Raw genomic sequence first — 20,770 nt, 5'->3', positions numbered from 1 at the left:
GAGGAAACCTCAGCTGACGGGGACCGCTCCGCGAGCGTTCGATACCAAGTGAGTGCCGATCTGAAGGAACGCGGGTACGAAGTTCGGGGTGTCGATTGCAGGCGAAAGGATGTGGGCTCCGAAATGCGCGACCACAAACTCCAGGTCGCGTGAGATCAAGAGCCTCTGGCCATGGATTCCGCTTGCCATGAACGATCCGAACGGATCATTGAGGATCCACCAGTAGTCGTGGTAGCTCATCGTCGCGGGGGAATCGACAGGGGCACGCGGGCTTCTGACCTCCGAAGGATAGCCTGCGGGCACTCCCGCGGTCATCGATCGCGCGATGTGCGGTGGGATCACCTGACGATCCTCGACGGCACCGTCACAACGAATCATCTCACCCAATCTGGCCACGTCTCGAAGGGTCGCACTGAATCCGCCCGCCGCCATTTCCGTTCCAGCGGAGTCGACTATGTAGAACGCATCTTCTTCGGCTCCGATTCTTGACCAGACCAGCTCACTGAGTAGTTCGGCGAGTGAAGTTCCGGTCACGCGGCGCAGTATTTCTCCGACAGTCTCGACATTGCCGTTCTCGTAGCGGAATTCGACGCCGGTCGGGCCCGCAGTACGTGCCGTGGCGAGGTGCTCGAGAATGGTCTCCGGGCCGCGGTAATTCATGGGGCGCAGCTTCGGGGCGACTACGGCCCAGAAACGGCTGGCTTCGATGGTGCGATGGAACGGCCGACCGCCGTACGTTACATCAGTGCCCATGTGAAGAAGGTCCTGAATCCGATTGTCTCCGAACGCAGTTCCCGCCAACTCGGGAATGAATTTCGACGCCCGATCGTCGCGGTCGAACAATCCTTGTGCTTCGACCAGTGCAGCCATCAAACCGACGTAGGATTTCGCCATCGATGCATTGAGGTGCGGTTCGTGCGGTTTGCAACCGTGCAAGTAACTCTCGTACACGATGCGTCCCCGATGTAGCACTGCGATACCGTCACTGTGCGCACCCGCGAGGAACTCGGACACCGTCTGCTTCGGCTGATCCGGGAGGTTCAACGTGACACCGGACAGATCCGTGTAGTCGGTCGGGAGGGTCCATTTGGGTCCGTCGCCGCGCCACACACGGCGAGTCGCAACCATCTCTCGTATGGTTGTGGCTTGTTGGCGCACGTCGGCCGGGTCGGTGAATCCGCGCGCCCAGGGGATGTCATCCGTTGCGATGTTTTGTGCCATCTGAGGTCTACTTCCGTCTTGATTGCCGAGTTGGAGTGTTGATTGCCGCGTTCGTAGTTGATGAACTGAATTGCCTAGTGCCGAAGCGCATTCTGTTCATGTAGGGGGTTGGCGGATGGCCCGGAGAGTAGGGCCGCACTGTCGCGGGCGTAGGGGCGATACAGTGCGCCTGAAGCGACCCCGTTGACGGTGGTCAGCACTACGGTGACGATGAAGAGCGCGCCTTGCAATCCGATTCTGTCGCCGAGGGTTCCGACCAAGACAGCGTATCCGGCGTAGGCCAGCGCTTCGACTGTCGAGACGGAGACGGCAAAGGCCAGGGCTCGCAGTTCCGGACGAACTACGGCCATGATAATCGGCCGATTGACCACTGGGACCTGACCTTGAAGGACGCCGACGATCCCGAACAAGACCGCGTAGACGCCGATGCTGTTCCAGGAAATCTGCGTAGCGATCAGTGCTGCGGCCGCGAATCCGAGTTGGCTGGCCTGAAGCATGATGATGCGGCCGTTTCGGGGTCGTTTGACGTGTACGGCGTCGTTGACTCGTCCGCCGACGAACGTGCCGAGCAGGTACCCGATTGCGAAGGGCGGTGCGATGATCGAAGCAGTTGCGGTCGTGAATCCGTGCTCCTCGACGAGAAATACGATGCTGAAGCTCATGATGACGTTCTGGCCCGAGAATGCGCGTTGTACGAGTAAGTATCGGAATGTCTTGATAGCGAGTAGCTCTCGTATCCCTTCGCGCCAGAATCTTGCTTTGGAGCCGAAATCGTCGGTGGTCGTCTGTGCGGGCGCATCGGCGGATTCAGGATCGTCGAGGAAAAGCATGATAAGCACACCGATGGCGATGCAGATTGCACCGGTGATGATGTATCCGTAGCGCCATCCATCTTCGAAGCGAGACAAAAGCCCGAATATCGGGGCGGTCGCGCCGGTGATGACGGCGACGCCGCCGTATACCAATCCCGTTGCGCGGCCCCTCCGGGCGTCCTCGTACAGATCTCCGAGGATGGACAATGCAATCGAGCCGGCGCCGGCGAAACCTGCGGCGCCGATCGCATAGAGGACGAGAAACTGAGTGAAACTGCCGGACAATCCGGCCAGGATTACCCAGACACCCCAGAACCCTGAACAGATGGCAAGTACCGACTTACGAGAATATCGTCGGGCAAGGAACGCCCAGGGGATTGCCGTGAAGACCCCGACGGCCTTGGCCACTGCAACGATCGTGCCGAGCGCCGCCGATGACAATCCCATGGCCTCGCGCATGAGAGGGAAGAGCACGGACGTCACGCTGCTTTCGGCGTTGTCCATTGCCGTGGAGCCGGTCAGGAGTGCGAGGTTCTTACCTCGCCGACTGCGTGGAAACTGAGTAGGTGCCGCAAGTTCTGTGGTCATTGTTCCCTCTCGAAAAATGCCGATGATTGCTTGGGCGCGGTGGGCAGCGCTCGGCGGTCGACTGTGCACTGAGTCACAGTGAGCATTAATGGAGACAATATACATAAATAGACATACTGTCTATCTCTTTGTTCAAAGTTGGATGACAGTGCAGGTGCCGAGTCCCGCAACCGTGACGCCTACGGCCAAAGTCGCCATGACAATGAACGGTATTTCTCGAGAATCCTTGTCGTCCAGACTGAGTCGACGATGACGGATTGTCGTGCCCACGATGACTCCGGCAGTCGTAATGATGAGCGTGGCGAACACTGCGATTCGTAGAACGGACGGATGCAAAGCGATTTCGCGACCGGTGATCACTGACACAGTCACAGAGGAGAGGGCAGTTCGTCGCCAGGCGAGGACGGTTCGCTCGGGTTGCAGTCCGGGCGGCTCGTTTTTCGTCACAACACGGTCATCCCTACGCCGAGACCCGCAACGACACACACCCCGCCGACGAGAAGCGCGATCATCGGTGACGTGGGTAAGGGAAGATCACGCCTCATCGCGGTTTGGACGGCCTTCCAGTGTCTGAGCGCGCCGAGCGCTACAGCCGACGCCACGACGGTGCACACGACTCCGAGCATTTTGTACATATTGTCGTCGTTTTCGGATACGTAGAACTGACCTACTGCGACGCCGCCTGCCAACAACCCCAACGCAGTTCGTATCCAAGCCAGAAATGTTCGTTCGTTCGCAAGACTGAATCTGTAGTCCGGTTCGTGATCGATCACGGTGATTGCCTCCGAAATGTCGAGTGCCCGCCAGGCCGTCACGTCGAGCGTATGACGACCTGGCGGGCGCGAAATTGGATACGACTGTCCTTGAATGATCTTCAGGTGGTGAGTAATTGACGCGCGATTCCGTTCTTCTGAATCTCGGAGGAGCCGGTCAGGATTCGGAACATCCTCAACCGCTGGAACAGTGATTCGACCTCCGAACCACGGATGACCCCGGCTTTTCCGTGAATCTGAACTGCGTGGTCGGCGATGGTGAAGGCCTTCTCGGCAACGAACAGCTTGCACATAAATGCTTCGGTACGCGGACTCCCACCGGCATCGAGTGTGGCGAGTGCGTCGTAGGTCATCGAGCGCGCAGCGTAGTAGTCGGTCGCCATGTCGGCGAGTTTGTGTTGGATGGACTGCAACATCGCAAGAGGAGCGCCCTGCACCTGGCGAGTCTTGCTGTACTCCAACGACAATTCCAGTGCTCGGCGGGCTCCGCCGAGGACGGTGGGGCAGTGCAACAACCGGTTGACTGTGACTCGACCGAGTCCAATTCTCAAGCCTTCGCCCACATTTCCGAGAAGCTGTTCCGGCCCCACGTAGCAGCCGTCGAGGATGATGTCCGCTTCGATGTGCTGACCGGACATCGGGACGTCACCGTCCGCCACTGTGCAGCCAGGAGAATCCAAGTCGACCAGGAAGGCCGAGTACGAATCCGGTCCGTCGCCGTCGGATGCCATCTTTGCGATCAGTACCGAAAAGTCGGCGAAGGGGCCCGCGGACGAGAACACCTTGTGGCCGTTGAGGCGCCATCCGGCACCGTCCGGGGTAGCTGTGGTGAGCATGCCGCGAACATCGGAACCTGCGTCGTTCTCGGTGAGAGAAAAGCAGCACGCCTTCTCTCCTCGCAGCACCGGAATCAAGTACTTTTCCAACTGGTGCTCGGTGGCGTATTGAAAGATCGATCCCGCGCGGAGTGGGCCACCCATGTCTCCGAGCACGGACGTCGCGAGGACCCGCGGCGATGCACCGACCTCTTCTTTGAGTGCGGCGAGTTCGGTATAGGTGAGGTTCTGGCCGCCGAGTTCAGTGGGGAGGTGTATTCCGTAGAAGCCGAGTTCGCGGCTGCGTCTCCACACTGGCTCGAGCGTCTCACGGATGTAGTGGGATTCTTGAGTGAGACCCAATTCGGCTTCGTACTCGGCTAGTTCGCCGTCGAGATAGTCGCGTAGACGCTCGACGAGCGATTGAAGTCTTGGATTGTCTTCGTAGGTAGGGGTGAGAGCGAATGACATGTCTATTTCCTGTCAGTTGACGTGACGGTCAGCGGTGGTCCAGTAGGTCGCGCGAATCGCGCGGCGATCGATCTTGCCGTTTCGGTTGACAGGCAACGAATCTGCGAAGTCGACCGAACGTGGCTTCTTCATGCTTGCCAGACGCGTCGAGCAGTGCGCGATCAATTCCATTGCGGTGGTGTCAGTTCCATCTCTGGTCACGACAACAGCCTTGACTGCTTCGCCCCACTTCGGATCGGGAACTCCCACTACGCAGACTTCGGAAACGGCAGGATGTTCGTACAAAGCGGCCTCCACCTCGCTGCAGTAGATGTTGAATCCGCCCGAGATGATCATGTCCTTCTTGCGGTCGACGATGAACAGGTAGCCGTCTTCGCGGAAATAGCCGACATCGCCCGTGTGGACCCAGCCGTTCCTGAACGTCTCAGCCGACAGCTCGGGTTCGTGGAAGTATTCGCGGACACAGTCCGGACCACTGGCTACGATCTCGCCGATCGTGCCGGCCGGGACCTGTACGCCGTTGTCGTCGACCACGCGAACATCGGTGTCGTATGCCGGCCGGCCGCACGAGAGAAGAAGCTCAGGGTCGGATTCGATACCGCGCACCACGTCTTCAGCGGTCAAGACAGTGACGACGCTGGTCGTTTCGCCGAGCCCGTATCCCTGAATGACGATGGGACCGAACACCTTTACCGCGTCGCGCAACCGTTGTGGAGAAACCGGCGCTGCGCCTACGCCGATGCAGCGCAGAGAGCTCAGGTCGACGTCGGTAACCGACGGATGGTCCATCAGCAAGTTGAGCATCGTCGGGACCACCATGGTGGTGGTGATCCGCTCACGTTCGATGGTCTGCAGGAACGTCCTCGTGTCCCATGCCGGCAGGATCACCACTGCGGCGCCCCTGGCGAACATTCCGAGCATCACCATGCCGGAAGCGTGTGTGATCGGGCCGGGGGCGAGGTAGCGATCACCAACAGTCGGCGCGCCTTCGGGGCTCATCAGTCGCTTGCGCATGTTCGCCAAGCGGTTGCCGTGACTCTGGACCGCAGCCTTGAGCTTGCCGGTGGACCCGGATGTGTAGTTGAGGACAGCCGGGGCGGCAATGTCGACGTCCACCTCGACGTTGTCTTCGCTGCCCCTTGTCGTCAGTTCGTGATAACTGTCCGCGCCGGGAGTCGAAGTGCTGTAGTCGATCACCCTGCAGTTCAGCCCTGCGTCGGCGACGACCTTCAGTGCCATCTCGGCATGGGCGGGGTCGACGAAGAGGACACGCACATCGGCGTCGGCGAGGATATGCCCGAGTTCGTCGGCGCCCAGTCGTGCGTTGATCGGCACCCTGACGAATCCTCCCTTGTACAAGGCCATTTCGGTCACTACGAGTTCCCCGCAGTTTCCGGCAAAGGTTCCGATCATGTGTCCGGGCCGTGTCCCGGTCACTGCGAGAGCGGACGCGAGACGGTTTGCGGCCGTATCGAGCTCGCTGTAGGTCCACCGGCCTTCGCCGCAGACAAGGGCTTCGAGATCGGGGTAGTAGCTGGCGCTTCGGGCGAGATAAGTACCGAGGTTCATGGACATCTCCAGAGAAAATCGACATCACGAATGTTAATGGACAGTCTGTCTATATTCGATCGTCCTGTCAATGTTGAACTATGCTTCGTACAACAGTGCGAAGGAAGGGAACCCAATGCCTCCAGAAGACAGACGTGTCCGGCGTACCCGACGATTGCTGCGGGATGCCTTGGTCTCGCTCGTTCTGGAACGGGGATATGCCGGGATCACCGTCGAAGACATCACGGACCGTGCAGATTTGGGTCGGGCGACGTTCTACAGTCACTACACCGACAAAGACGATTTGCTCGGTCAAGTCGTGTCCGATCTGGCCGATGACCTGCAAGAGCGGCTCGGTCCACTCATTCCCGCCTCTTCGATCGGATTCACCGGCAAGCCTGTGCTCGAGATGTTCAGGCATGCCGCTGAGGAACGTGACGTCTACCGTGTGATCCTGCGTGGTGAGGGGGATGGCAAGGCGCTGCGAAAGTTCGTCGAAGACCGCAGCGTCGCCGCTGTGCGGATATTTTCCGCACGGGCAGAAGCGCTCGGGGTTACTCCGCGAATCGACATCGAAGTACTCTCGCGGGCATGGGTGGGTGAACAGATCGCGGTCATGCAGTGGTGGCTCGAGTCCGACCCGCCACCGCTGACGCCGGAAGAAGTCACCGAGATGCTGCTCGAACTTTCGTTGCGGGGACGCTACTGGTCTTCGGGTTTCGACGGCGAATTGAAATCCGAATAGCCGCTGTCACGTCTCGCCGTTGCCGCGGCGGCTTCGTCGAGAACCGACTCGGTGTGCTCGCCCACGTACGGAGTCGGAAGTCGAAAACTGTTCAGTCCCAAGCTGAATTGCGCCGGGAATCTCATCTGGGGCCAGCTTTCTCCGTTTTCGGTCGCGACCTCGCTGAACAGGTTTCGAGCGACGACATGGGGATCGCTCATCAGCTGTCCGGCGTCGGTGAACACCGGCGCCCACGGCGCATTGATCGCAGTCAACGATCTTTCCCACCACTCGTATGTGTGCGTACCGAAGGTGGTGACCAGGAGTTCCCGCAACTCAGCCTTGTGCTGTGTTCGGGTCCATCGATCGTCGTAGCGCAGTGTGTTCAGTGTCGGAAACTCAGCGCTGAATGCTGTGCGGAACTCGATCCAGAACCTGTCTTCGAAAGTGGCAAGTGAAAGCAAGCAACCGTCGGACGTCTCGAAAATGTCGTTGTCTCCCTGGACGGTCGGTGAATCGGTAGGGTTCTCGATATCGCGGATCATGAGCGCGAAAGGCGCGCACCACGCGGTTGCAGCCTCGGCGAGGGAAATGTCTATGTGTTGTCCGCGTCCGTGCTTGTCCACGCTGGCGAGAGCAACCGAGATGGACAGTGCTGCGTACATCGAACCCACCAGATCACCGGCCCGGATACCAGGGCGGGTGACGACTCCGTCGGTGCACCCGGGAACTGCGAAAAAGCCGGAAAGGCCGAGGAAGTTCAATTCGTGCCCCGGCTTGTCGGCATAGGGTCCGGACTGCCCGTAACCGGTGATCGAACATAATACGATGCGTGGGTTGGCTTTTCGAAGTACGTCGTAGCCGAGTCCCATGCCTGCCAGTACCTGTGGCCGGAACCCCTCGACCACTGCATCTGCAGTCTCGACTAGTCGAAGGAACGTCTCGCGATCGGATTCGAGACGGAGATCGAGCGCGATCGATCGCTTGTTCCTGTTCAACGAAGCCATCCGTTCACCAGCTGCCCGCGTGGGATCAGGTCGCTTCGGGTTCTCGACCTTGACCACGTCGGCGCCCAGATCTGCGAGCAGCGTCGTCGCAAACGGGCCGGGCAGAAGGCGAGAGAGGTCGAGAACGCGCTTGCCGTGTAAGAAACTCCATTCCGACGTGTTGTCGCTGTCCATGTTCACACTCCGAAGACTGTCGAGGCAGTAGCCGATAACGCCAAACCCTCATCGGCACGGCATTGTTCGTAACTGCTGGATCCCAGGATGATCAACCTGATCGATAATTGGCAGACTATCGATTAATGAACAGGATGTCTACGAATTGATTGCGGCGAGGTTTTGTTCTGCTTTGTCGACGCGACGCTCAGCAACACGGAGTTCCTTCTCGGATTCTCGAACCGCAGCGTCACTGGTCTTCTCGGCGTTCCGTGCGAACTGCCGTTGCTGCTCAGCGTGCTCGAGTTCGGTGCGCAGTTCTTCAACGCGCCGTTCGACGTCGGAGAGCGTCGTTCTGGCTTCCTGGAGTTCGGCGGTCTCGGACTTCACCCGGCGGCGGATCTCGTCGGCCTGCGCCGTGGCTTCCTTCAATTCTGCTTTTGCTCTGGCTTGTTCGGCCTTCAGTTCCGGAGTTTTCGACTTCGGAGTCGTCGGCTCTTCAATCGCGGCGTGCTGCGGTGATTTCTCATTCACCGCGGCGAGCCCGGCGGGTCCGAAACCGCTGTAAGTCGCAGCGGTCACGACCCGTCCGAGTCGAACCTGCGCGGCAGTCTCCTCATCGGCCAGGGCGGCATTGAGAGTCTGGGCGACATCGCGCAACGAATCCTCGCCGACGCTTTTTCCCCGTGAAGCGGCGATCTCACCGGATTTGTGGGCGAGACTCCGCACCACCTGCTGCCTCTGTGTCGTCAGCCGTCGCAAGTCCGGGCCCGAGAGATGGCGTTGAGCGTCGCGTAGCGATTCGCCAAGCGCGAGAAGTGCATCCAGATCCTCTGGTGCATCGCGCGAGATGAGATTGACCAACCACCCCACGGTGGTCGGCTTCCGAAGTTTGCCGATTTCCGCGGCCAATGTGCGGTCGTTGTCCTCCCGGGCGGCCTTCACATGATGTGTACGCGCCTCGACGAACTCGCCGGGGTCGAGCCCGTACAGTTCGTTGGCGACATCATCGAGGGTCACGTATCCATATTGGCACTCGGAACGGTTACATGTGGCAAGGCGGAAGGTATCGCACGGTAGGTACTCCGCCGGGACCGTCCAGGCGAACCTCGGCGTCGACCTGGTAGACCTCGGCTATCAGGTCAGCGGTCAGGACCTCGGTCGGGCTTCCGTGGGCAACGATGGATCCCCGGTTCAGCATCACTATCGAATCGCAGAACATGGCGGCCAGATTCAGATCGTGCAATGCCATGATCGTGGTGGTGGGGAGGCGTCGCACGAGCGCGAGCAATTCGAGTTGATGGTTGATGTCCAGGTGATTGGTCGGCTCGTCGAGTAGCAACTCATGAGGTTCCTGAGCGAGGGCGCGCGCGATCTGGACGCGTTGGCGCTCCCCGCCGGACAGGGTGTGCCACGACCGGTCCAGCATGCCGGCGAGATCGGTGTGTTCGATCGCTGCCCGGACGGCGTCGCGATCGGAATCCGACTGCCCACCCCACAGTCCGCGGTGCGGTGTGCGTCCGAGTTCGACTACCTCCGCGACCGTCAGATCGATCTCGGTGTTGCTGTGCTGATCAACGGTCGCGATCCGACGCGCGACGTCGCGGCGTTTCCAGCCGGACAACGGGGTTCGGTCCAGGGTCACGACACCGGATGTCGGACGATTGTGCCCGGCAAGCAGTTTCAGCAGCGTCGATTTCCCCGAACCGTTGGGGCCGAGAAGCCCCACCGTACTTCCGGTTGTAGGCGAGACGTCGAGGTCGTCGACTATGAGCGCCCCGCCGACCCGCCAACTGACGCCGGTAGCTTTGAGTGTCATGGCCTGGCCTTCCGTCTCCAGAGGATGACGGCAAACGCAGGCACACCGACCAGCGCGGTCACCACACCGGCCGGGAGTTCCTGCGGCGCAATGGCTGTGCGTGCCGCAGCGTCGACCCAGACAAGGAAGATGGAGCCGATCAGTGCGGACGCGGGCAGGAGTCGGCGGTGGTTCGAACCGACGAGAGCCCGCGCCGCGTGCGGGAGGACCAGGCCCACGAAGCCGATGGCACCTGCGACGCTCACGATCACCGCGGTCATCAAGGCTGTTGCCAACAACAGGGTCACACGCACCCGCCACACGTTCACCCCCAGCGACGACGCCGCGTCCTCGCCGAAGGCAAAGGCGTCGAGTGCGCGGGAGTGAGTCAGACAGACCGCGAGGCCGACTGCGACCACCGCAGCGCAGAGTGCGACGTCGAGCCAGTCGGCGCCGCCGAGTGAGCCCAGGAGCCAGAACATCACGCCGCGGGTCTGCTCGGGATCGGCCGAGGTGATGACGATGAACGAGGTGAGCGCGGAGAACAGTTGGGTCGCGGCGACACCGGCCAGGATCACCCGATCCGGCGTGCCGCCGGCCGCATGGGCGAGCAGCAACACAAGGGCGAAGGAGATCACCGCGCCGATGAAGGCGCCGCTCGACAAGCCGATCACTCCCGACCCGACTCCGAGGATCACGATCAGTACGGCACCGGTCGAGGCGCCGGACGAGATACCGAGGACAAACGGATCGGCCAGCGGATTGCGAAGCAGCGACTGCATGATCGCACCGCACAACCCGAGACCGGCACCGCAGAGCGCGGCGAGCAGGGTACGCGGCAGACGGAGGTCCCAGACGATGCCGTCACGAATAGGGGTGACGTCCGCCGCGGTACCGCCGAGATGGCCGACGACGATCGAAGCCACCTCACCGACCGACAGACCGGCCGGCCCCAACGTGATTGCCACGGCAGCCGATCCGGCCAGTGTGACAACACCGATCATCCACAGCAGGGTGACGGTCGTCGGGTTGTCACGCAGCCGAACTCTTGTGGTCATCTCACGCCGTAGACCACGTAGTCGTCGAACAGCTGCCAGACCGTCCCTGACTCCCGAAAACCTGCTTGCGCGAGCGCCGCCAACTGGAAGTCGACGGCCGTGGGCGCAGTGGCGTCACGTCCGGCGAATCTGCGCTCTCGCTCGTCGGTCATTGGTCCGATGCCGGGAGTTGCCCGCAACTCCTCCCACCAGCTCTCCCACTCGGGAGCACCGGCAGCAAAGGCGGAGCGTTGCGTCTGCTCGTCGTGAGCCTTCGCCCATCGCCCGATGACAGGGAAGCGGCTGTCGAAACGAAAGTGATCACCGTTGAGCAGGACTCCGTCCGGACTCAGCAGTTCGCGGCACTGCCGGTACACCTCGACGAGCTGCTGCGGTTGCAACCAGTGCAGCGCGGTTGTCGACACTATCGCCTGAACCGGCGCAGCCACCGAATTCGGCCAATCGGCTCCCGCCAGGTCTGCGTCGATCAGCTGCAGTCGGTCACCGAAACGCGTCGACGACTGGCGGGCGAGCTCCAGCAGCATCGGGTCGTAGTCGATCCCCACAACGCTCGCATGCTCGAACTTCTCGAGAATTCGGGCGCTCAGTGAACCCGGCCCGCAGGCCAGGTCGACAACCGTGAACGGGGTGTGCGCGTGCTGCAATTCGAGAACGTCGAGAATCACGTCGAAGCGCTTCTCACGGTCGGCGATGTATGCCGCCTGCTGGTCGTCCCACTGGCGCACCAGTTCACAGATCTCCGCGGACATCTAGACCACACCCAACTGGCGCAGCCCGTCGGAGAGCTGTTCGATGCCACCGACATTGCGGATCGAGGGATCCATCGTCGTTCCTTCGAGGATGATGTAACGCTTGTTCTTCACTGCGGTGAGCTTGCTGGCGACCGGGTCCGATTCGAGGAACGCGATCTTGTCTGCGGCACTGTCGCCGTCTCCACCGCGGTCGAGATCTGCGAGCACCAGCACGGTCGGGTCTCGATCGAGCACACTCTCCCAACCGATTTCAGGCCAGTACTGCTTGTTGTCGTCGAAGGCGTTCTTCGCACCCACCGCGTCGGTCATGATTCCCGGTGCACCGCAGCACCCGGCGAAGTACGGAGTCTTCGTGGCTGCATACCACCACGCCAGCGTCACGTTCTCAGCTCCCAGTGCCGCCGTGGCGGTGGCCGCGCGATCCTTCAAACTCTCGGTGAGCTCGACACCTTTGTCCTTGACATCGAACAGTGTTGCCACGTCGTCGATTTCGTCGTACAAGTCGTCGAGCGTGAGGGCCTTGCTCTGCTCGGCATCCTGACCGGTGCACTCGCTGGGTGACTGATATGTCGCGACACCGAGGTCGGTGAACTTGATCCGGTCGGCGATGCCCTCCGAGGTGAACGTGTAGTTGAACGTCGTGTAGACCATGTCCGGTTCGCGTTCGAGGACACTTTCGAATGACGGGAACTCGGTGTCGAACGCCTGGACCTGACCACGCGCCTCGCGCAGTTCGGGGAGGACATCGTCATCGCTCATGGCGTACCCGGCCATCCGGTCCTGCACTCCCAGCGCGAACAGCATCTCTGCTGCAGGTTGATTTACCGCGATTGCCCGTTCGATCGGTCGCTCCACCGTGACGTCTCGGCCACAGTTCTGGACTGTCACGCGCGATTGTTCGGAAGAGTTGGATTGTCGGGCAGCACTGTCGTCGGAGGAGCAGGCAACCAACGACGCGCTCAACAGGGCAGCGACGGCGGCGGCGGGTAGGCGAAGTCTGGACAGACGCATGGAATCTCGTTCTCGCAGGGGCTCGTTCGCGGAGCCCGTTACCGTGTGAACAGGCGCCTGTTGACCCCTGCTGCCAGCCGGTATTCGGACTCGAGATCGCCCCACCCGAGCGCCTTCCCAGATTCTCATCCAGTGGCGTAAGCCCGGGCGGTCACCCTCACCGCTGCGCGTCAGTTCCGGATTCACACCGGATTCCCTGACCCCCTGTGTGGAGGTCCGCTGGCACAGAGGAACTTATCACCGCAGTGCACTGCCGGTCAGGTCGGCTGGTGTGAGGCAATCAGATCTCGATGGCCAGGTCGTCGATGTCGGTGAGGGTTCCGCCGTCGGCGAGGATGCGCTCGTAGTTCTCGCGCCGACGGAGGTCGATTTCGGTGTTGCTGACGCCCTGCTTCCAGTATCCGAATATCGCGACGTCGTCCTTGTCGAGTCCGACGGTCGAGCGAAAGTGCTTCCGGATTGCGCGCATCTCACTGCGTTCACCGGCGCCCCACACGACGTAGCTCTCGGGATCGGTGAGCTCGCGCGCCCGTACTGACAGCGGGCCTTCGGGCTCGGTGAGATCGACGCTGACGCGGTGAAGTTCCAGGCCGGGGAGGGCGGGCAGTTCGGCGAAGGCGACCGCGTCATCTGTTGTGACCCAGCCGATTCCGGCGACGTCGGTAGGTAACTGCTCGATGATCGAGTGCAACGCGGGTATTGCGGTGCCGTCCAGAAAAAGTGCGATACGTCGACCAGGAACATCAGGGATCAAGAAGTGTGGCCGCGGACCGGTGAGGCCGAAGGTGTCACCGACGGCCAACGCTGCTGCCCACCTCATCATCGGACTGGTCTGTCCGTGCAGGACCACATCGACGACGATCGATCCGCTCGCTGAATCGTAGGAACGCACCGTGTACACGCGCGAAGCGTCGTCGAAGGCCGGCCCGAGATTCATGCGTACGGTCACATTCGGGCGTGACCAGGTCGGATCGTCGGTCGACTCCGTCAAACGAGCCGTGATCCGCAGCAGGTGATCGCTCGGTCGCTCCAGTGCTTCGACGATCGCGAGAACGTCGTTGAGTCCGCGATTGTGGTCAGCGGTCCGTAGGACGGTCGTCGGGGGAGTTGTTGTGCGCGAGGCGTCTGCATGTGTCATCGACTGTGCTCCTGGATCGGGTTTTCGGGATGCCGCCAGGTTAGTGCTACCTAAGTCGAGCGAGTTGTCCAGAAGTGACATCTGATTACCTGAATGATTCGGGTCTCGAAACGACGCGGTTGAGCGAGTGGTGCCGGCGCTGCTACCGTGCCTGTGATGTCCATACGCCGCTGTTCTCTCGCTTCCGGCCGTGCACTGCGCACGGCCCGATTCGGCGTAGCGACTTTCCGACGTGGGCGTAAGGCGATCGACCGCCGCCCGTCCGGTCTTGTCTGGATCGAAAGAGCCTTGGCCGCACCGGCCGGATCCGTCTGACATTCGCCACTTCGGCGAGCATTGCCTCGCCGAGATTTCGCAGTGCCACACCTGTTGCAGTGCTGCGCATTTCCCGTACCTGAAGTTTCTCGCGGGTGAGTTGTGAGTGTCGGCGCCACCGAGCCTGGAATGCCAGCCAACTCGTTTCGTGAAAGGTACACAGCAATGAATCGTTTCGAACGTCGTCGTATTCTCGTCACCGGCGCAGGATCTGGAATCGGGCAGGCCACCGCGCTGCGGTTGCTCGCCGAAGGTGGCCGCGTGGTCGCTGCAGACATCTCCGAGCAGGGTTTGGCGAACACCCGGAAATCGGCAGAACACGCTTCGACGGAGGATCGCCTCGACACCGTCGTCGTCGATATCGGTGACGAGAGTTCCGTCATCAAGGTTGTGGGTCAGGCGATTTCGACTCTCGGGGGATTGGACGTACTGGTCAACGCCGCCGGGATACTGCGTGGTGGGCACACCCACGAGACCTCGCTGGACCTGTGGAATCAGGTGCTCTCCGTGAATTTGACGGGCACTTTCCTCGTCACCCGCCAGGCACTGCCGGCTCTCCTCGCCACCGCCAACGCAGTCGTGGTGAATTTCAGTTCCACCTCCGCGGCCTTCGCGCACCCGTACATGGCCGCGTATGCCGCAAGTAAGGGAGGAATCCAGTCCTTCACTCACGCACTGGCTCTCGAATACGGCAAGCAGGGTCTGCGTGCCGTCGCGGTGGCTCCGGGCAGTGTGAAGAGCGGGATCACCGACACTACGGCGTCGTACTTGCCGGAAGACACCGACTGGTCGCTCTTCGGCAAGTTGTCACCGATTCTGAGCACTGATCTGGAGTCCGGTGGTGCCCCCATGGCCGGGCCGGAAAGTGTTGCGGGAGTTATCGCGATGTTGGCATCCGACGATGGTGCCTTCATCACTGGCACGGAGATCCGGATCGACGGCGGCACGCACGCCTGATTCTGCGTCCGTCTGACGGCCCGCACAGGCAGGCCGTCAGACGCGAGCCGTCATTCTCGCGAGCGAGTGATGGCGGGGACGACGTAGGACTGATCGAGCACGGCGGGCGAAGGTTCGTACATTCTCAGTACCGGTCGGAAATCCCCGCGCGGTGCGGGCAGCCAGTTTGCCTTCGCCGTGGGGTCTTTCGGCTCCTCGTGGCTGATCGTGATCGTCAACGCACCGTCGGCGTCGTGGACGATTCCTGGAGTGCGGTCGCCGATCGAGTATCGGTCGACGGGGTTCGCCACGAGGAAGAAGTCCGGCACCGAGTACATCGTCAGCGACCAGAAGGCGCTCACCGGCGGAGTGGGGTCGAGTCTTATTGTGTAGGTGTGGGTTCCGTTCAACTGCTCGCCCTGATCGTCGACGTAGGTCATGATGTACGCCGCTTCGTAAGGGTGGTTGCCCCACAGCCCGCCCTTGGCAGCCGCGGCGCGTTCGACGATGCGCAACTTGGGATCGGCGATCTTGAATTGTGAATCGTCGATTGTGCCGACCTCGAAGTAGTCGAGGTTGTAGTCGAAGGCGTGGAATGTGAGCTTCCATCCGTTGACTTCGGGGCTGGAGCCTTTCGTGAGGGCCTCGAGCAGGTTCTTCTCACCGATCGTCAATCCGTCAGCCAACGCGGCTGCCTCGTCGGCAGAGAGTGAAGCGGCAGAGTGTGAGCTATAGGGAGAGGCCCCGGGCTCGTCGATTCCGATCGGGGAGAAGGAATCCTGGAGTTCTCGATCGCGTGGGGCCGGCGGAAACGCCTGTGACCAGATGCGGAGTTTCTCGAGGAACAGGAGGTCCTGGCTTACCCCGGGTTCGGGCACTGGGAGACCCGCCGAGTTTCCGGTGGAGTCGACGACGGTCAGCGTGGTGGCGTCCTGCAAGGCGTGCACCGCAGGGAGGTCGTCGTCGCCACCGCATGCCCAGCGGCCCACGATCGACGCAATGTTCGTGGGAAATCTGATCACCGTGGTCTGGTCCGCCGGGGTTCCCGTCCAGGTGGGTGGGACGAGAAGGAAGTCTCCGCTCTTCGTGCCGGTGGCCCGATGCCCGACGTAAGCGAAATTGTTTGTCCAGGCGTCCACGAACTGGAGGACGTAGTAACGGCCATCGGTATCGGGGACGTGCAGCGCAACGGGGCCGACAGAGAGGTCGATCTGCGCCATGGAGTACACGGTGTCGTTGTTGATCGTGACGAAAGTGTCTGCCGGCCCGGCCAGTGTGCGGGCGTGGCTGAAGGTGTTGAAAGGTGCGGCGGGGTTCGCTCCGACACCGTTGTGAACATACCGATGGACCTGGTCGAGATTGAAAACGAGGGGGAATCCGTAGATATACCCCTGAGCTGCAAGCTCGGTGCGACTGGTGTCTGTCATCTCTGCCCTCTCGTCGTGCACGTCGGTTCGAAGTCCACCCTGCGGGAACCCTGCCGTCGGGGCATCACCCGCCGAGGGTGACGACGGTAGAGGGAGAAGACATGTCGGATCAGGAGAGTGCGGCATTGGTCGCTGTCGCAGACGAGTGGAACGTCGCGATGTGCTCGAACGACGCCGAACGGATCGGCGATTTCATGGCAGACGACTGGGTGATCGTCTCGGAATCCGGAGTGTCGACCAAAGCGGAGTTCCTGGGTTTCGTGGCCTCGGGCGACCTGACTCATTCGGCGATGGACCGCGTCGGGAGCGCTCGCGTGCGTTTCTTCGGTGACGTCGCACTGTTCACCACGCGGATCGTCAATACCGCGCACTACGGCGGCAGACAATACGACGCCGACGAGTGGACCACCGACGTGTTCGCGCGGCGAGACGGTCGTTGGTGCTGCGTGTTGAGCCACATCACGCCGGCGGTCGAGGCGAAGATCGAGGACGTGGAACTGTGACGTAGAGATAAGAGAAAGGCTGATGTTTTAACGGTGACACTATTGGGTAGTAATACGAGTTTCGCATTTATGAATGTATTTATCGGATTTATCGATTGTGAAGTTTCTGTAGTAGCGTCAGTTGAGTAGATCATTTTGATACGCATACCGGATGAGGTTCTCACATGATTGTTCTCGGCATTATTCTGGCGTTGATCGGCTTTTTCACGGGGTTGAGCATTCTGACCACCGTCGGCATCATCTTGGTCGTCGTAGGTGCAGTTTTGTCCATCCTCGGTGCTACCGGGCGCGCAGTGGGCGGACGAAAAGTCTGGTATTGATCAATACTGCGCGAGTAGCTGAGAAGGCGGTACCCGATCTCTTCGGAGATCGGGTACCGCTTTTTGTGCTCCAACTGGTTTTCGGTCTCTCTACCCCAAATTATCGATCTGAGCGGCATCGGGTAAACATGAAGGATGCTTTCTCGAGACCATGACGAAGAGAAATCTGCCGAGCGATTCAGATTCCCTCGCAGATGGAATCAGGTTGACGAATCGCGCCGCGGTTTGGTGTTGGCGTGGGTGGCCTTCACGTTGACGTTCGGCGGAGCACGTCTGGTGACGTGGTTGATCCAGATCGACACCAGAGACGTCGGCGACATCAGCGCCGGTGGCACTCATCTGCATCACTATTTATGGGGAATTCTGCTGTTGGCCGGGGTGGCGATCTTCGGACTCGTAGACCGAAGCCCTCGCGCAAGAACATGGATGGGCATCGCGTTGGGCATCGCACTCGGGCTCATCGTCGACGAGGCTGCGTTACTGATCACTCTCGACGACGTCTACTGGCAGAGCGACGGTTGGCCCAGCATCGCCATCGCTGTGTCGATCATCGGAGTGGTAGGAACCGGTCTCGCGCTGACCCGAAGCGGAGCGGAGAAACCTCGAGGTTGATCCGGCCACGGCACGGGTACTCACTCCCGTGCCGGGAAGTCGCGCGGATCGTGAGGTGGCTTGAATGGATCCCAGTTCCGCGGACACCTCACCGGACTCCGACAGTGAAGTCAAAGCGGCAGATCCGATGGCGGAAGCCGAACGTGAAGCCGCAGCATTGGCGACTCCCGTCCGGCCGCTGGGCGAACCGGGGCCGAGATTCGATCGTCGTTCACCGTTCTTCATCGGTCTGAGCGCGGCGGCCGGTGTTGCCGTGACGTACGCGGTGATCGAAGTGCTCCTGGCGGCGCGAGGCATGCTGATCCTGATCGTGGTCGCGCTGTTTCTCGCGGTGGGCATCGAACCGATGATCGTCTGGCTGGAGCGGAGACATTTCCGACGCTGGATCGCAGTCACTGTGGTACTCCTCGGAATTGCAGTGATGTTGGCGCTGTTTCTGGTTGCTGCGATCACCCCGCTGGTCGAGCAGGGACGTCAGTTCGCATCACACGCTCCCGAACTTCTGACACACATTCGTGACCGGTATCCGATCGTCAGCGACCTCGACGAGAAGTATCACCTCGAGGAGCACCTCACCACCCAACTGGACGGTTCGGGGTCTGCGCTCGCGACGGGTTTGCTCGGAGCGGGGCGGGCGGTGTTCAGCGCAGTCGCCGACGCTGGAATCGTTGCTGTACTGACGACGTACTTCTTGATCGACTACCCACGAATCCGCACGAATCTGTATCGGCTGGTGCCACATTCGCGGCGGCCACGAGCAATCGCCATCGGTGATCAGATACTGGCAGGTGTGGGTGGGTACGTCCTCGGCAATGTTCTGATCTCCGTGATCACCGCAGTGTGCACCTTCGCGTGGTTGTTGATCTTCGACGTGCCGTATCCGTTGATCCTGGCGCTGCTGGTCGCTCTGCTCGATCTGATCCCGATAGTCGGTTCCACGATCGCAGGGGTTGTCGTCGCCCTGGTCTCCCTGACAGTCTCTGTCCCAACGGCATTGGCGACAGTTGCGTTCTTCATTGCGTTACGTCTGCTCGAGGACTACCTGCTCGTTCCGAAGATCATCGGGAAGACGGTGGCGGTCCCGGCACTGGTGACCGTTGTCGCGGTTCTGTTGGGTGGAGCGTTGCTCGGTATTGTCGGTGCGTTGCTGGCGATTCCGGTCGCTGCGGCCTTGCTGCTGCTTGCAAGGGAGACGCTCTTTCCGCGCCTCGACGCTTCTTGACCGGCTTCTATCGGACGCTTCGCGCGCGACGCCGAGAACCAGGATTCGGCTTGGGACACATCCGAGTCGGGATGGTTTCTCCCTCGGCGGTGATACGGAATACCGAGACTTTCTCGCTACAACCGTGATTCAGATCGACCGCGTATGCGATTGCGGCGCGATCCGAGACGAAATCTTCCATCACCGTTGTACCGTCCGGTAGTTCGATTCTGTAGTTTTCCATGACTTACACAACCTTCTTTCGCTAAGACGATCCTACCCGGCTCGAGAAGTGGCAAACCCGTGGAACACAACGTGCGACAGTCGTCTTCGTGCCTTGCCGGTGCAATGTTTCGACACCTCGCCTGCTGGGTAGTGAGAGTCGGTCAGCCGCTCAGGCGGTACGTATCGAACCACGGAGGATCCGCGCAATGAGCGCAGTATCGAAAGCGATGTACAAGCCACTCTCACTGGCGACCAGCGTCCTGGGCGGCATCTTGGCCGGCGCTGTCTTCCAGCAGGTGTGGAAGCGCATCGGTGACGACAAGAATGCGCCCGAGCCCAAAGACTTGAGCAGGTCGAGCAAGGAAGTCCTGATCGCCGCAGCCCTGCAGGGAGCCATCTTCGCTGTTGTGCGAGCCGCAGTGGATCGCGCGGGGGCAAAGGGCTACCGGGCCCTTGCTCATGAAGATCCTCGGTAGGAACGCCCGGTTCGGTTCGAGTTCAGTCGACGACGGCCGCGATTGCCTCGATCTCGACCAGTTGATCGTCGTAACCGAGAACGGTCACACCCATCAGAGTGCTCGGGGCGTCGTGATCACCGAACGCGTCGCGGACTACCTCCCACGCCGCAACCAGGTCGGCTTGCTTGCTCGACGCCACCAGAACGCGGGTGTTGATCACGTCGGTGATGGACGCGCCCGCGTCCGAGAGAGCTGTTCTCAAGTTGTCGACGGCCTTGGCTGCCTGTCCTGCGTAGTCACCGATGGCGGCAGTGGAGCCGTCCTCGTTCAACGGGCAGGATCCGGCCAGGAAGATCAGCCGTGCATCGGCGGGAGCCGTTGCTGCATAGGCATATTCAGCCACCGAAGAGAGTGACGTGGAACGGATCAGAGTTACCGACTTCGACATTATTTCCCCAAGGAATAGTAAAGTTTTGCAGCGAGTCTTTCACAGCACGCCAGGGGTTGCCAATTCATCGTCGGACCCATCCCTTCAGTCGGCAGCTACGAATGACTGCCAATGAGCCGAGAAGAAGAGCACACAGCACCTGTCGACGAGTGGCTGACGACCAAACAGGTTGCAGCACTGTTCCACGTCGACAGGACCACGGTGTCCAGATGGGCGAGGGAGGGCAAAGTCGGCACTCTGAGAACGCTTGGCGGGCATCGGAGGTACCGGCGATCGGAGATCGAGACGTTGCTGCGTAACCGCTCGACGACGCTCGATCACCAATAACCTCCGGCACGAAACAGACAGGTCGCCGAGCATGATGAGGGCTCGGCGACCTGTCTGGTGAGCAGGAAGTAATTACGCCTTGGGGACGCGGACGATGAGTGCGTCGCCTTGTCCGCCGCCGCCGCAGAG

The 20,770-nt window shown here is 60.9% G+C and carries 24 protein-coding genes and 1 riboswitch; of the genes, 9 read left to right on the top strand and 15 right to left on the bottom strand.

Annotated elements, in window-relative coordinates; translation table 11 throughout:
* Positions 1-9: 9 nt before the first annotated feature.
* The 6 genes from QRN54_RS00120 to QRN54_RS00095 all read right to left on the bottom strand — a co-directional run bounded on the left by QRN54_RS00120 (position 10) and on the right by QRN54_RS00095 (position 6,249).
* The gene (locus QRN54_RS00120; RefSeq protein WP_063314923.1) at positions 10-1,221 is read right to left on the bottom strand and encodes a serine hydrolase domain-containing protein; all 1,212 of its coding nucleotides are present in this window, start codon (positions 1,219-1,221) and stop codon (positions 10-12) included.
* A 74-nt stretch (positions 1,222-1,295) separates the two neighbouring features.
* The gene (locus QRN54_RS00115) at positions 1,296-2,621 is read right to left on the bottom strand and encodes an MFS transporter (RefSeq protein WP_063314922.1); all 1,326 of its coding nucleotides are present in this window, start codon (positions 2,619-2,621) and stop codon (positions 1,296-1,298) included.
* 132 nt (positions 2,622-2,753) lie between these two features.
* Positions 2,754-3,068 carry a DUF202 domain-containing protein gene (locus QRN54_RS00110; RefSeq protein ID WP_007734680.1) on the bottom strand — a complete coding sequence of 105 codons (315 nt, stop codon included), beginning with the start codon at positions 3,066-3,068 and terminating at the stop codon, positions 2,754-2,756.
* Positions 3,065-3,436 (bottom strand): YidH family protein, encoded by a 372-nt coding sequence (locus QRN54_RS00105; protein ID WP_007734681.1) that lies wholly within the window; start codon positions 3,434-3,436, stop codon positions 3,065-3,067. Before QRN54_RS00105 ends, QRN54_RS00110 begins: the two co-directional genes overlap by 4 nt.
* Before the next feature lie 59 nt (positions 3,437-3,495).
* The gene (locus QRN54_RS00100) at positions 3,496-4,680 is read right to left on the bottom strand and encodes an acyl-CoA dehydrogenase family protein (RefSeq protein WP_063314921.1); all 1,185 of its coding nucleotides are present in this window, start codon (positions 4,678-4,680) and stop codon (positions 3,496-3,498) included.
* 12 nt (positions 4,681-4,692) lie between these two features.
* Entirely contained in the window at positions 4,693-6,249 is a 1,557-nt protein-coding gene (locus QRN54_RS00095; protein WP_285181407.1) for an acyl-CoA synthetase, read from the bottom strand.
* A 115-nt stretch (positions 6,250-6,364) separates the two neighbouring features.
* Between QRN54_RS00095 and QRN54_RS00090 the strand changes: the two genes are divergently transcribed.
* Entirely contained in the window at positions 6,365-6,973 is a 609-nt protein-coding gene (locus QRN54_RS00090) for a TetR/AcrR family transcriptional regulator (RefSeq protein WP_007734687.1), read from the top strand.
* Here the strand turns inward: QRN54_RS00090 and QRN54_RS00085 are convergent.
* From QRN54_RS00085 to QRN54_RS00055, 7 genes are all read right to left on the bottom strand, one after another.
* Complete coding sequence (locus QRN54_RS00085) at positions 6,931-8,133, bottom strand: CaiB/BaiF CoA transferase family protein (RefSeq protein ID WP_285181406.1); 1,203 nt, start codon at positions 8,131-8,133, stop codon at positions 6,931-6,933. The genes QRN54_RS00090 and QRN54_RS00085 overlap by 43 nt on opposite strands.
* 138 nt (positions 8,134-8,271) lie before the next feature.
* Positions 8,272-9,132, bottom strand: coding sequence for a hypothetical protein (locus tag QRN54_RS00080; protein ID WP_073513487.1), 861 nt, complete (start codon positions 9,130-9,132; stop codon positions 8,272-8,274).
* Positions 9,133-9,157: 25 nt separating this feature from the next.
* A complete protein-coding gene (locus tag QRN54_RS00075) occupies positions 9,158-9,931 on the bottom strand; it encodes an ABC transporter ATP-binding protein (RefSeq protein ID WP_285181405.1) in 774 nt (257 codons plus the stop codon).
* Positions 9,928-10,968: a FecCD family ABC transporter permease gene (locus QRN54_RS00070; protein WP_285181404.1), complete on the bottom strand. Its 1,041-nt coding sequence runs from the start codon at positions 10,966-10,968 to the stop codon at positions 9,928-9,930. The genes QRN54_RS00075 and QRN54_RS00070 overlap by 4 nt, the downstream gene beginning before the upstream one ends.
* The gene (locus QRN54_RS00065) at positions 10,965-11,717 is read right to left on the bottom strand and encodes a class I SAM-dependent methyltransferase (protein WP_064074085.1); all 753 of its coding nucleotides are present in this window, start codon (positions 11,715-11,717) and stop codon (positions 10,965-10,967) included. The genes QRN54_RS00070 and QRN54_RS00065 overlap by 4 nt, the downstream gene beginning before the upstream one ends.
* Entirely contained in the window at positions 11,718-12,731 is a 1,014-nt protein-coding gene (locus QRN54_RS00060) for an ABC transporter substrate-binding protein (RefSeq protein WP_058228140.1), read from the bottom strand. It abuts the gene before it with no gap.
* 58 nt (positions 12,732-12,789) lie between these two features.
* Positions 12,790-12,970: riboswitch (cobalamin riboswitch) on the bottom strand.
* A gap of 41 nt (positions 12,971-13,011) precedes the next feature.
* On the bottom strand, positions 13,012-13,869 hold the full coding sequence (locus QRN54_RS00055; RefSeq protein WP_285181403.1) for a siderophore-interacting protein: 858 nt from the start codon (positions 13,867-13,869) through the stop codon (positions 13,012-13,014).
* A gap of 156 nt (positions 13,870-14,025) precedes the next feature.
* On the opposite strand from QRN54_RS00055, the gene QRN54_RS00050 reads away from it, so the two are divergent.
* Both QRN54_RS00050 and QRN54_RS00045 read left to right on the top strand, forming a co-directional pair.
* A complete protein-coding gene (locus QRN54_RS00050) occupies positions 14,026-14,184 on the top strand; it encodes a hypothetical protein (RefSeq protein ID WP_155419158.1) in 159 nt (52 codons plus the stop codon).
* 165 nt (positions 14,185-14,349) lie between these two features.
* Positions 14,350-15,141, top strand: coding sequence for an SDR family NAD(P)-dependent oxidoreductase (locus tag QRN54_RS00045; protein WP_285181402.1), 792 nt, complete (start codon positions 14,350-14,352; stop codon positions 15,139-15,141).
* A 50-nt stretch (positions 15,142-15,191) separates the two neighbouring features.
* Here QRN54_RS00045 and QRN54_RS00040 read toward each other — a convergent pair whose 3' ends face one another.
* Positions 15,192-16,547: a DUF1254 domain-containing protein gene (locus QRN54_RS00040; protein WP_285181401.1), complete on the bottom strand. Its 1,356-nt coding sequence runs from the start codon at positions 16,545-16,547 to the stop codon at positions 15,192-15,194.
* 101 nt (positions 16,548-16,648) lie between these two features.
* Here QRN54_RS00040 and QRN54_RS00035 point away from each other — a divergent pair, with 101 nt between their 5' ends.
* From QRN54_RS00035 to QRN54_RS00015, 5 genes are all read left to right on the top strand, one after another.
* Complete coding sequence (locus tag QRN54_RS00035) at positions 16,649-17,050, top strand: nuclear transport factor 2 family protein (RefSeq protein WP_007734703.1); 402 nt, start codon at positions 16,649-16,651, stop codon at positions 17,048-17,050.
* A 164-nt stretch (positions 17,051-17,214) separates the two neighbouring features.
* On the top strand, positions 17,215-17,370 hold the full coding sequence (locus tag QRN54_RS00030; protein WP_003945564.1) for a DUF6131 family protein: 156 nt from the start codon (positions 17,215-17,217) through the stop codon (positions 17,368-17,370).
* A gap of 135 nt (positions 17,371-17,505) precedes the next feature.
* Positions 17,506-17,982, top strand: coding sequence for a hypothetical protein (locus QRN54_RS00025; protein WP_003945539.1), 477 nt, complete (start codon positions 17,506-17,508; stop codon positions 17,980-17,982).
* 64 nt (positions 17,983-18,046) lie between these two features.
* The gene (locus tag QRN54_RS00020) at positions 18,047-19,204 is read left to right on the top strand and encodes an AI-2E family transporter (protein WP_042453495.1); all 1,158 of its coding nucleotides are present in this window, start codon (positions 18,047-18,049) and stop codon (positions 19,202-19,204) included.
* A gap of 410 nt (positions 19,205-19,614) precedes the next feature.
* Positions 19,615-19,884: a DUF4235 domain-containing protein gene (locus QRN54_RS00015; protein ID WP_003945929.1), complete on the top strand. Its 270-nt coding sequence runs from the start codon at positions 19,615-19,617 to the stop codon at positions 19,882-19,884.
* 22 nt (positions 19,885-19,906) lie between these two features.
* Here the strand turns inward: QRN54_RS00015 and QRN54_RS00010 are convergent, their stop codons facing one another.
* Positions 19,907-20,314, bottom strand: a complete 408-nt coding sequence (locus QRN54_RS00010; protein WP_054800685.1) for a RidA family protein — start codon at positions 20,312-20,314, stop codon at positions 19,907-19,909.
* Positions 20,315-20,425: 111 nt separating this feature from the next.
* Between QRN54_RS00010 and QRN54_RS00005 the strand changes: the two genes are divergently transcribed.
* Positions 20,426-20,641, top strand: a complete 216-nt coding sequence (locus QRN54_RS00005; protein WP_003945782.1) for a BldC family transcriptional regulator — start codon at positions 20,426-20,428, stop codon at positions 20,639-20,641.
* Positions 20,642-20,770 lie beyond the last annotated feature (129 nt).

The sequence above is a fragment of the Rhodococcus sp. MEB032 genome (genome assembly GCF_030208925.1).
GTDB classification, from domain to species: domain Bacteria; phylum Actinomycetota; class Actinomycetes; order Mycobacteriales; family Mycobacteriaceae; genus Rhodococcus_F; species Rhodococcus_F qingshengii.
Note: the sequence above shows the minus strand (reverse complement) of the source record. Positions and strands in the feature narration are given on the sequence as shown.

What these genes read in the sequence shown, in the direction of transcription:
- QRN54_RS00035 (WP_007734703.1), top strand. Translation starts at nt 16,649, where the DNA reads ATGTCGGATCAGGAGAGTGCGGCATTGGTCGCTGTCGCAGACGAGTGG.
- QRN54_RS00120 (WP_063314923.1), bottom strand. Translation starts at nt 1,221, where the DNA reads ATGGCACAAAACATCGCAACGGATGACATCCCCTGGGCGCGCGGATTC.
- QRN54_RS00015 (WP_003945929.1), top strand. Translation starts at nt 19,615, where the DNA reads ATGAGCGCAGTATCGAAAGCGATGTACAAGCCACTCTCACTGGCGACC.
- QRN54_RS00060 (WP_058228140.1), bottom strand. Translation starts at nt 12,731, where the DNA reads ATGCGTCTGTCCAGACTTCGCCTACCCGCCGCCGCCGTCGCTGCCCTG.
- QRN54_RS00025 (WP_003945539.1), top strand. Translation starts at nt 17,506, where the DNA reads ATGCTTTCTCGAGACCATGACGAAGAGAAATCTGCCGAGCGATTCAGA.
- QRN54_RS00065 (WP_064074085.1), bottom strand. Translation starts at nt 11,717, where the DNA reads ATGTCCGCGGAGATCTGTGAACTGGTGCGCCAGTGGGACGACCAGCAG.
- QRN54_RS00040 (WP_285181401.1), bottom strand. Translation starts at nt 16,547, where the DNA reads ATGACAGACACCAGTCGCACCGAGCTTGCAGCTCAGGGGTATATCTAC.
- QRN54_RS00030 (WP_003945564.1), top strand. Translation starts at nt 17,215, where the DNA reads ATGATTGTTCTCGGCATTATTCTGGCGTTGATCGGCTTTTTCACGGGG.
- QRN54_RS00020 (WP_042453495.1), top strand. Translation starts at nt 18,047, where the DNA reads ATGGATCCCAGTTCCGCGGACACCTCACCGGACTCCGACAGTGAAGTC.
- QRN54_RS00010 (WP_054800685.1), bottom strand. Translation starts at nt 20,314, where the DNA reads ATGTCGAAGTCGGTAACTCTGATCCGTTCCACGTCACTCTCTTCGGTG.
- QRN54_RS00090 (WP_007734687.1), top strand. Translation starts at nt 6,365, where the DNA reads ATGCCTCCAGAAGACAGACGTGTCCGGCGTACCCGACGATTGCTGCGG.
- QRN54_RS00075 (WP_285181405.1), bottom strand. Translation starts at nt 9,931, where the DNA reads ATGACACTCAAAGCTACCGGCGTCAGTTGGCGGGTCGGCGGGGCGCTC.
- QRN54_RS00050 (WP_155419158.1), top strand. Translation starts at nt 14,026, where the DNA reads ATGTCCATACGCCGCTGTTCTCTCGCTTCCGGCCGTGCACTGCGCACG.
- QRN54_RS00115 (WP_063314922.1), bottom strand. Translation starts at nt 2,621, where the DNA reads ATGACCACAGAACTTGCGGCACCTACTCAGTTTCCACGCAGTCGGCGA.
- QRN54_RS00045 (WP_285181402.1), top strand. Translation starts at nt 14,350, where the DNA reads ATGAATCGTTTCGAACGTCGTCGTATTCTCGTCACCGGCGCAGGATCT.
- QRN54_RS00085 (WP_285181406.1), bottom strand. Translation starts at nt 8,133, where the DNA reads ATGGACAGCGACAACACGTCGGAATGGAGTTTCTTACACGGCAAGCGC.
- QRN54_RS00055 (WP_285181403.1), bottom strand. Translation starts at nt 13,869, where the DNA reads ATGACACATGCAGACGCCTCGCGCACAACAACTCCCCCGACGACCGTC.
- QRN54_RS00100 (WP_063314921.1), bottom strand. Translation starts at nt 4,680, where the DNA reads ATGTCATTCGCTCTCACCCCTACCTACGAAGACAATCCAAGACTTCAA.
- QRN54_RS00070 (WP_285181404.1), bottom strand. Translation starts at nt 10,968, where the DNA reads ATGACCACAAGAGTTCGGCTGCGTGACAACCCGACGACCGTCACCCTG.
- QRN54_RS00095 (WP_285181407.1), bottom strand. Translation starts at nt 6,249, where the DNA reads ATGAACCTCGGTACTTATCTCGCCCGAAGCGCCAGCTACTACCCCGAT.
- QRN54_RS00005 (WP_003945782.1), top strand. Translation starts at nt 20,426, where the DNA reads ATGAGCCGAGAAGAAGAGCACACAGCACCTGTCGACGAGTGGCTGACG.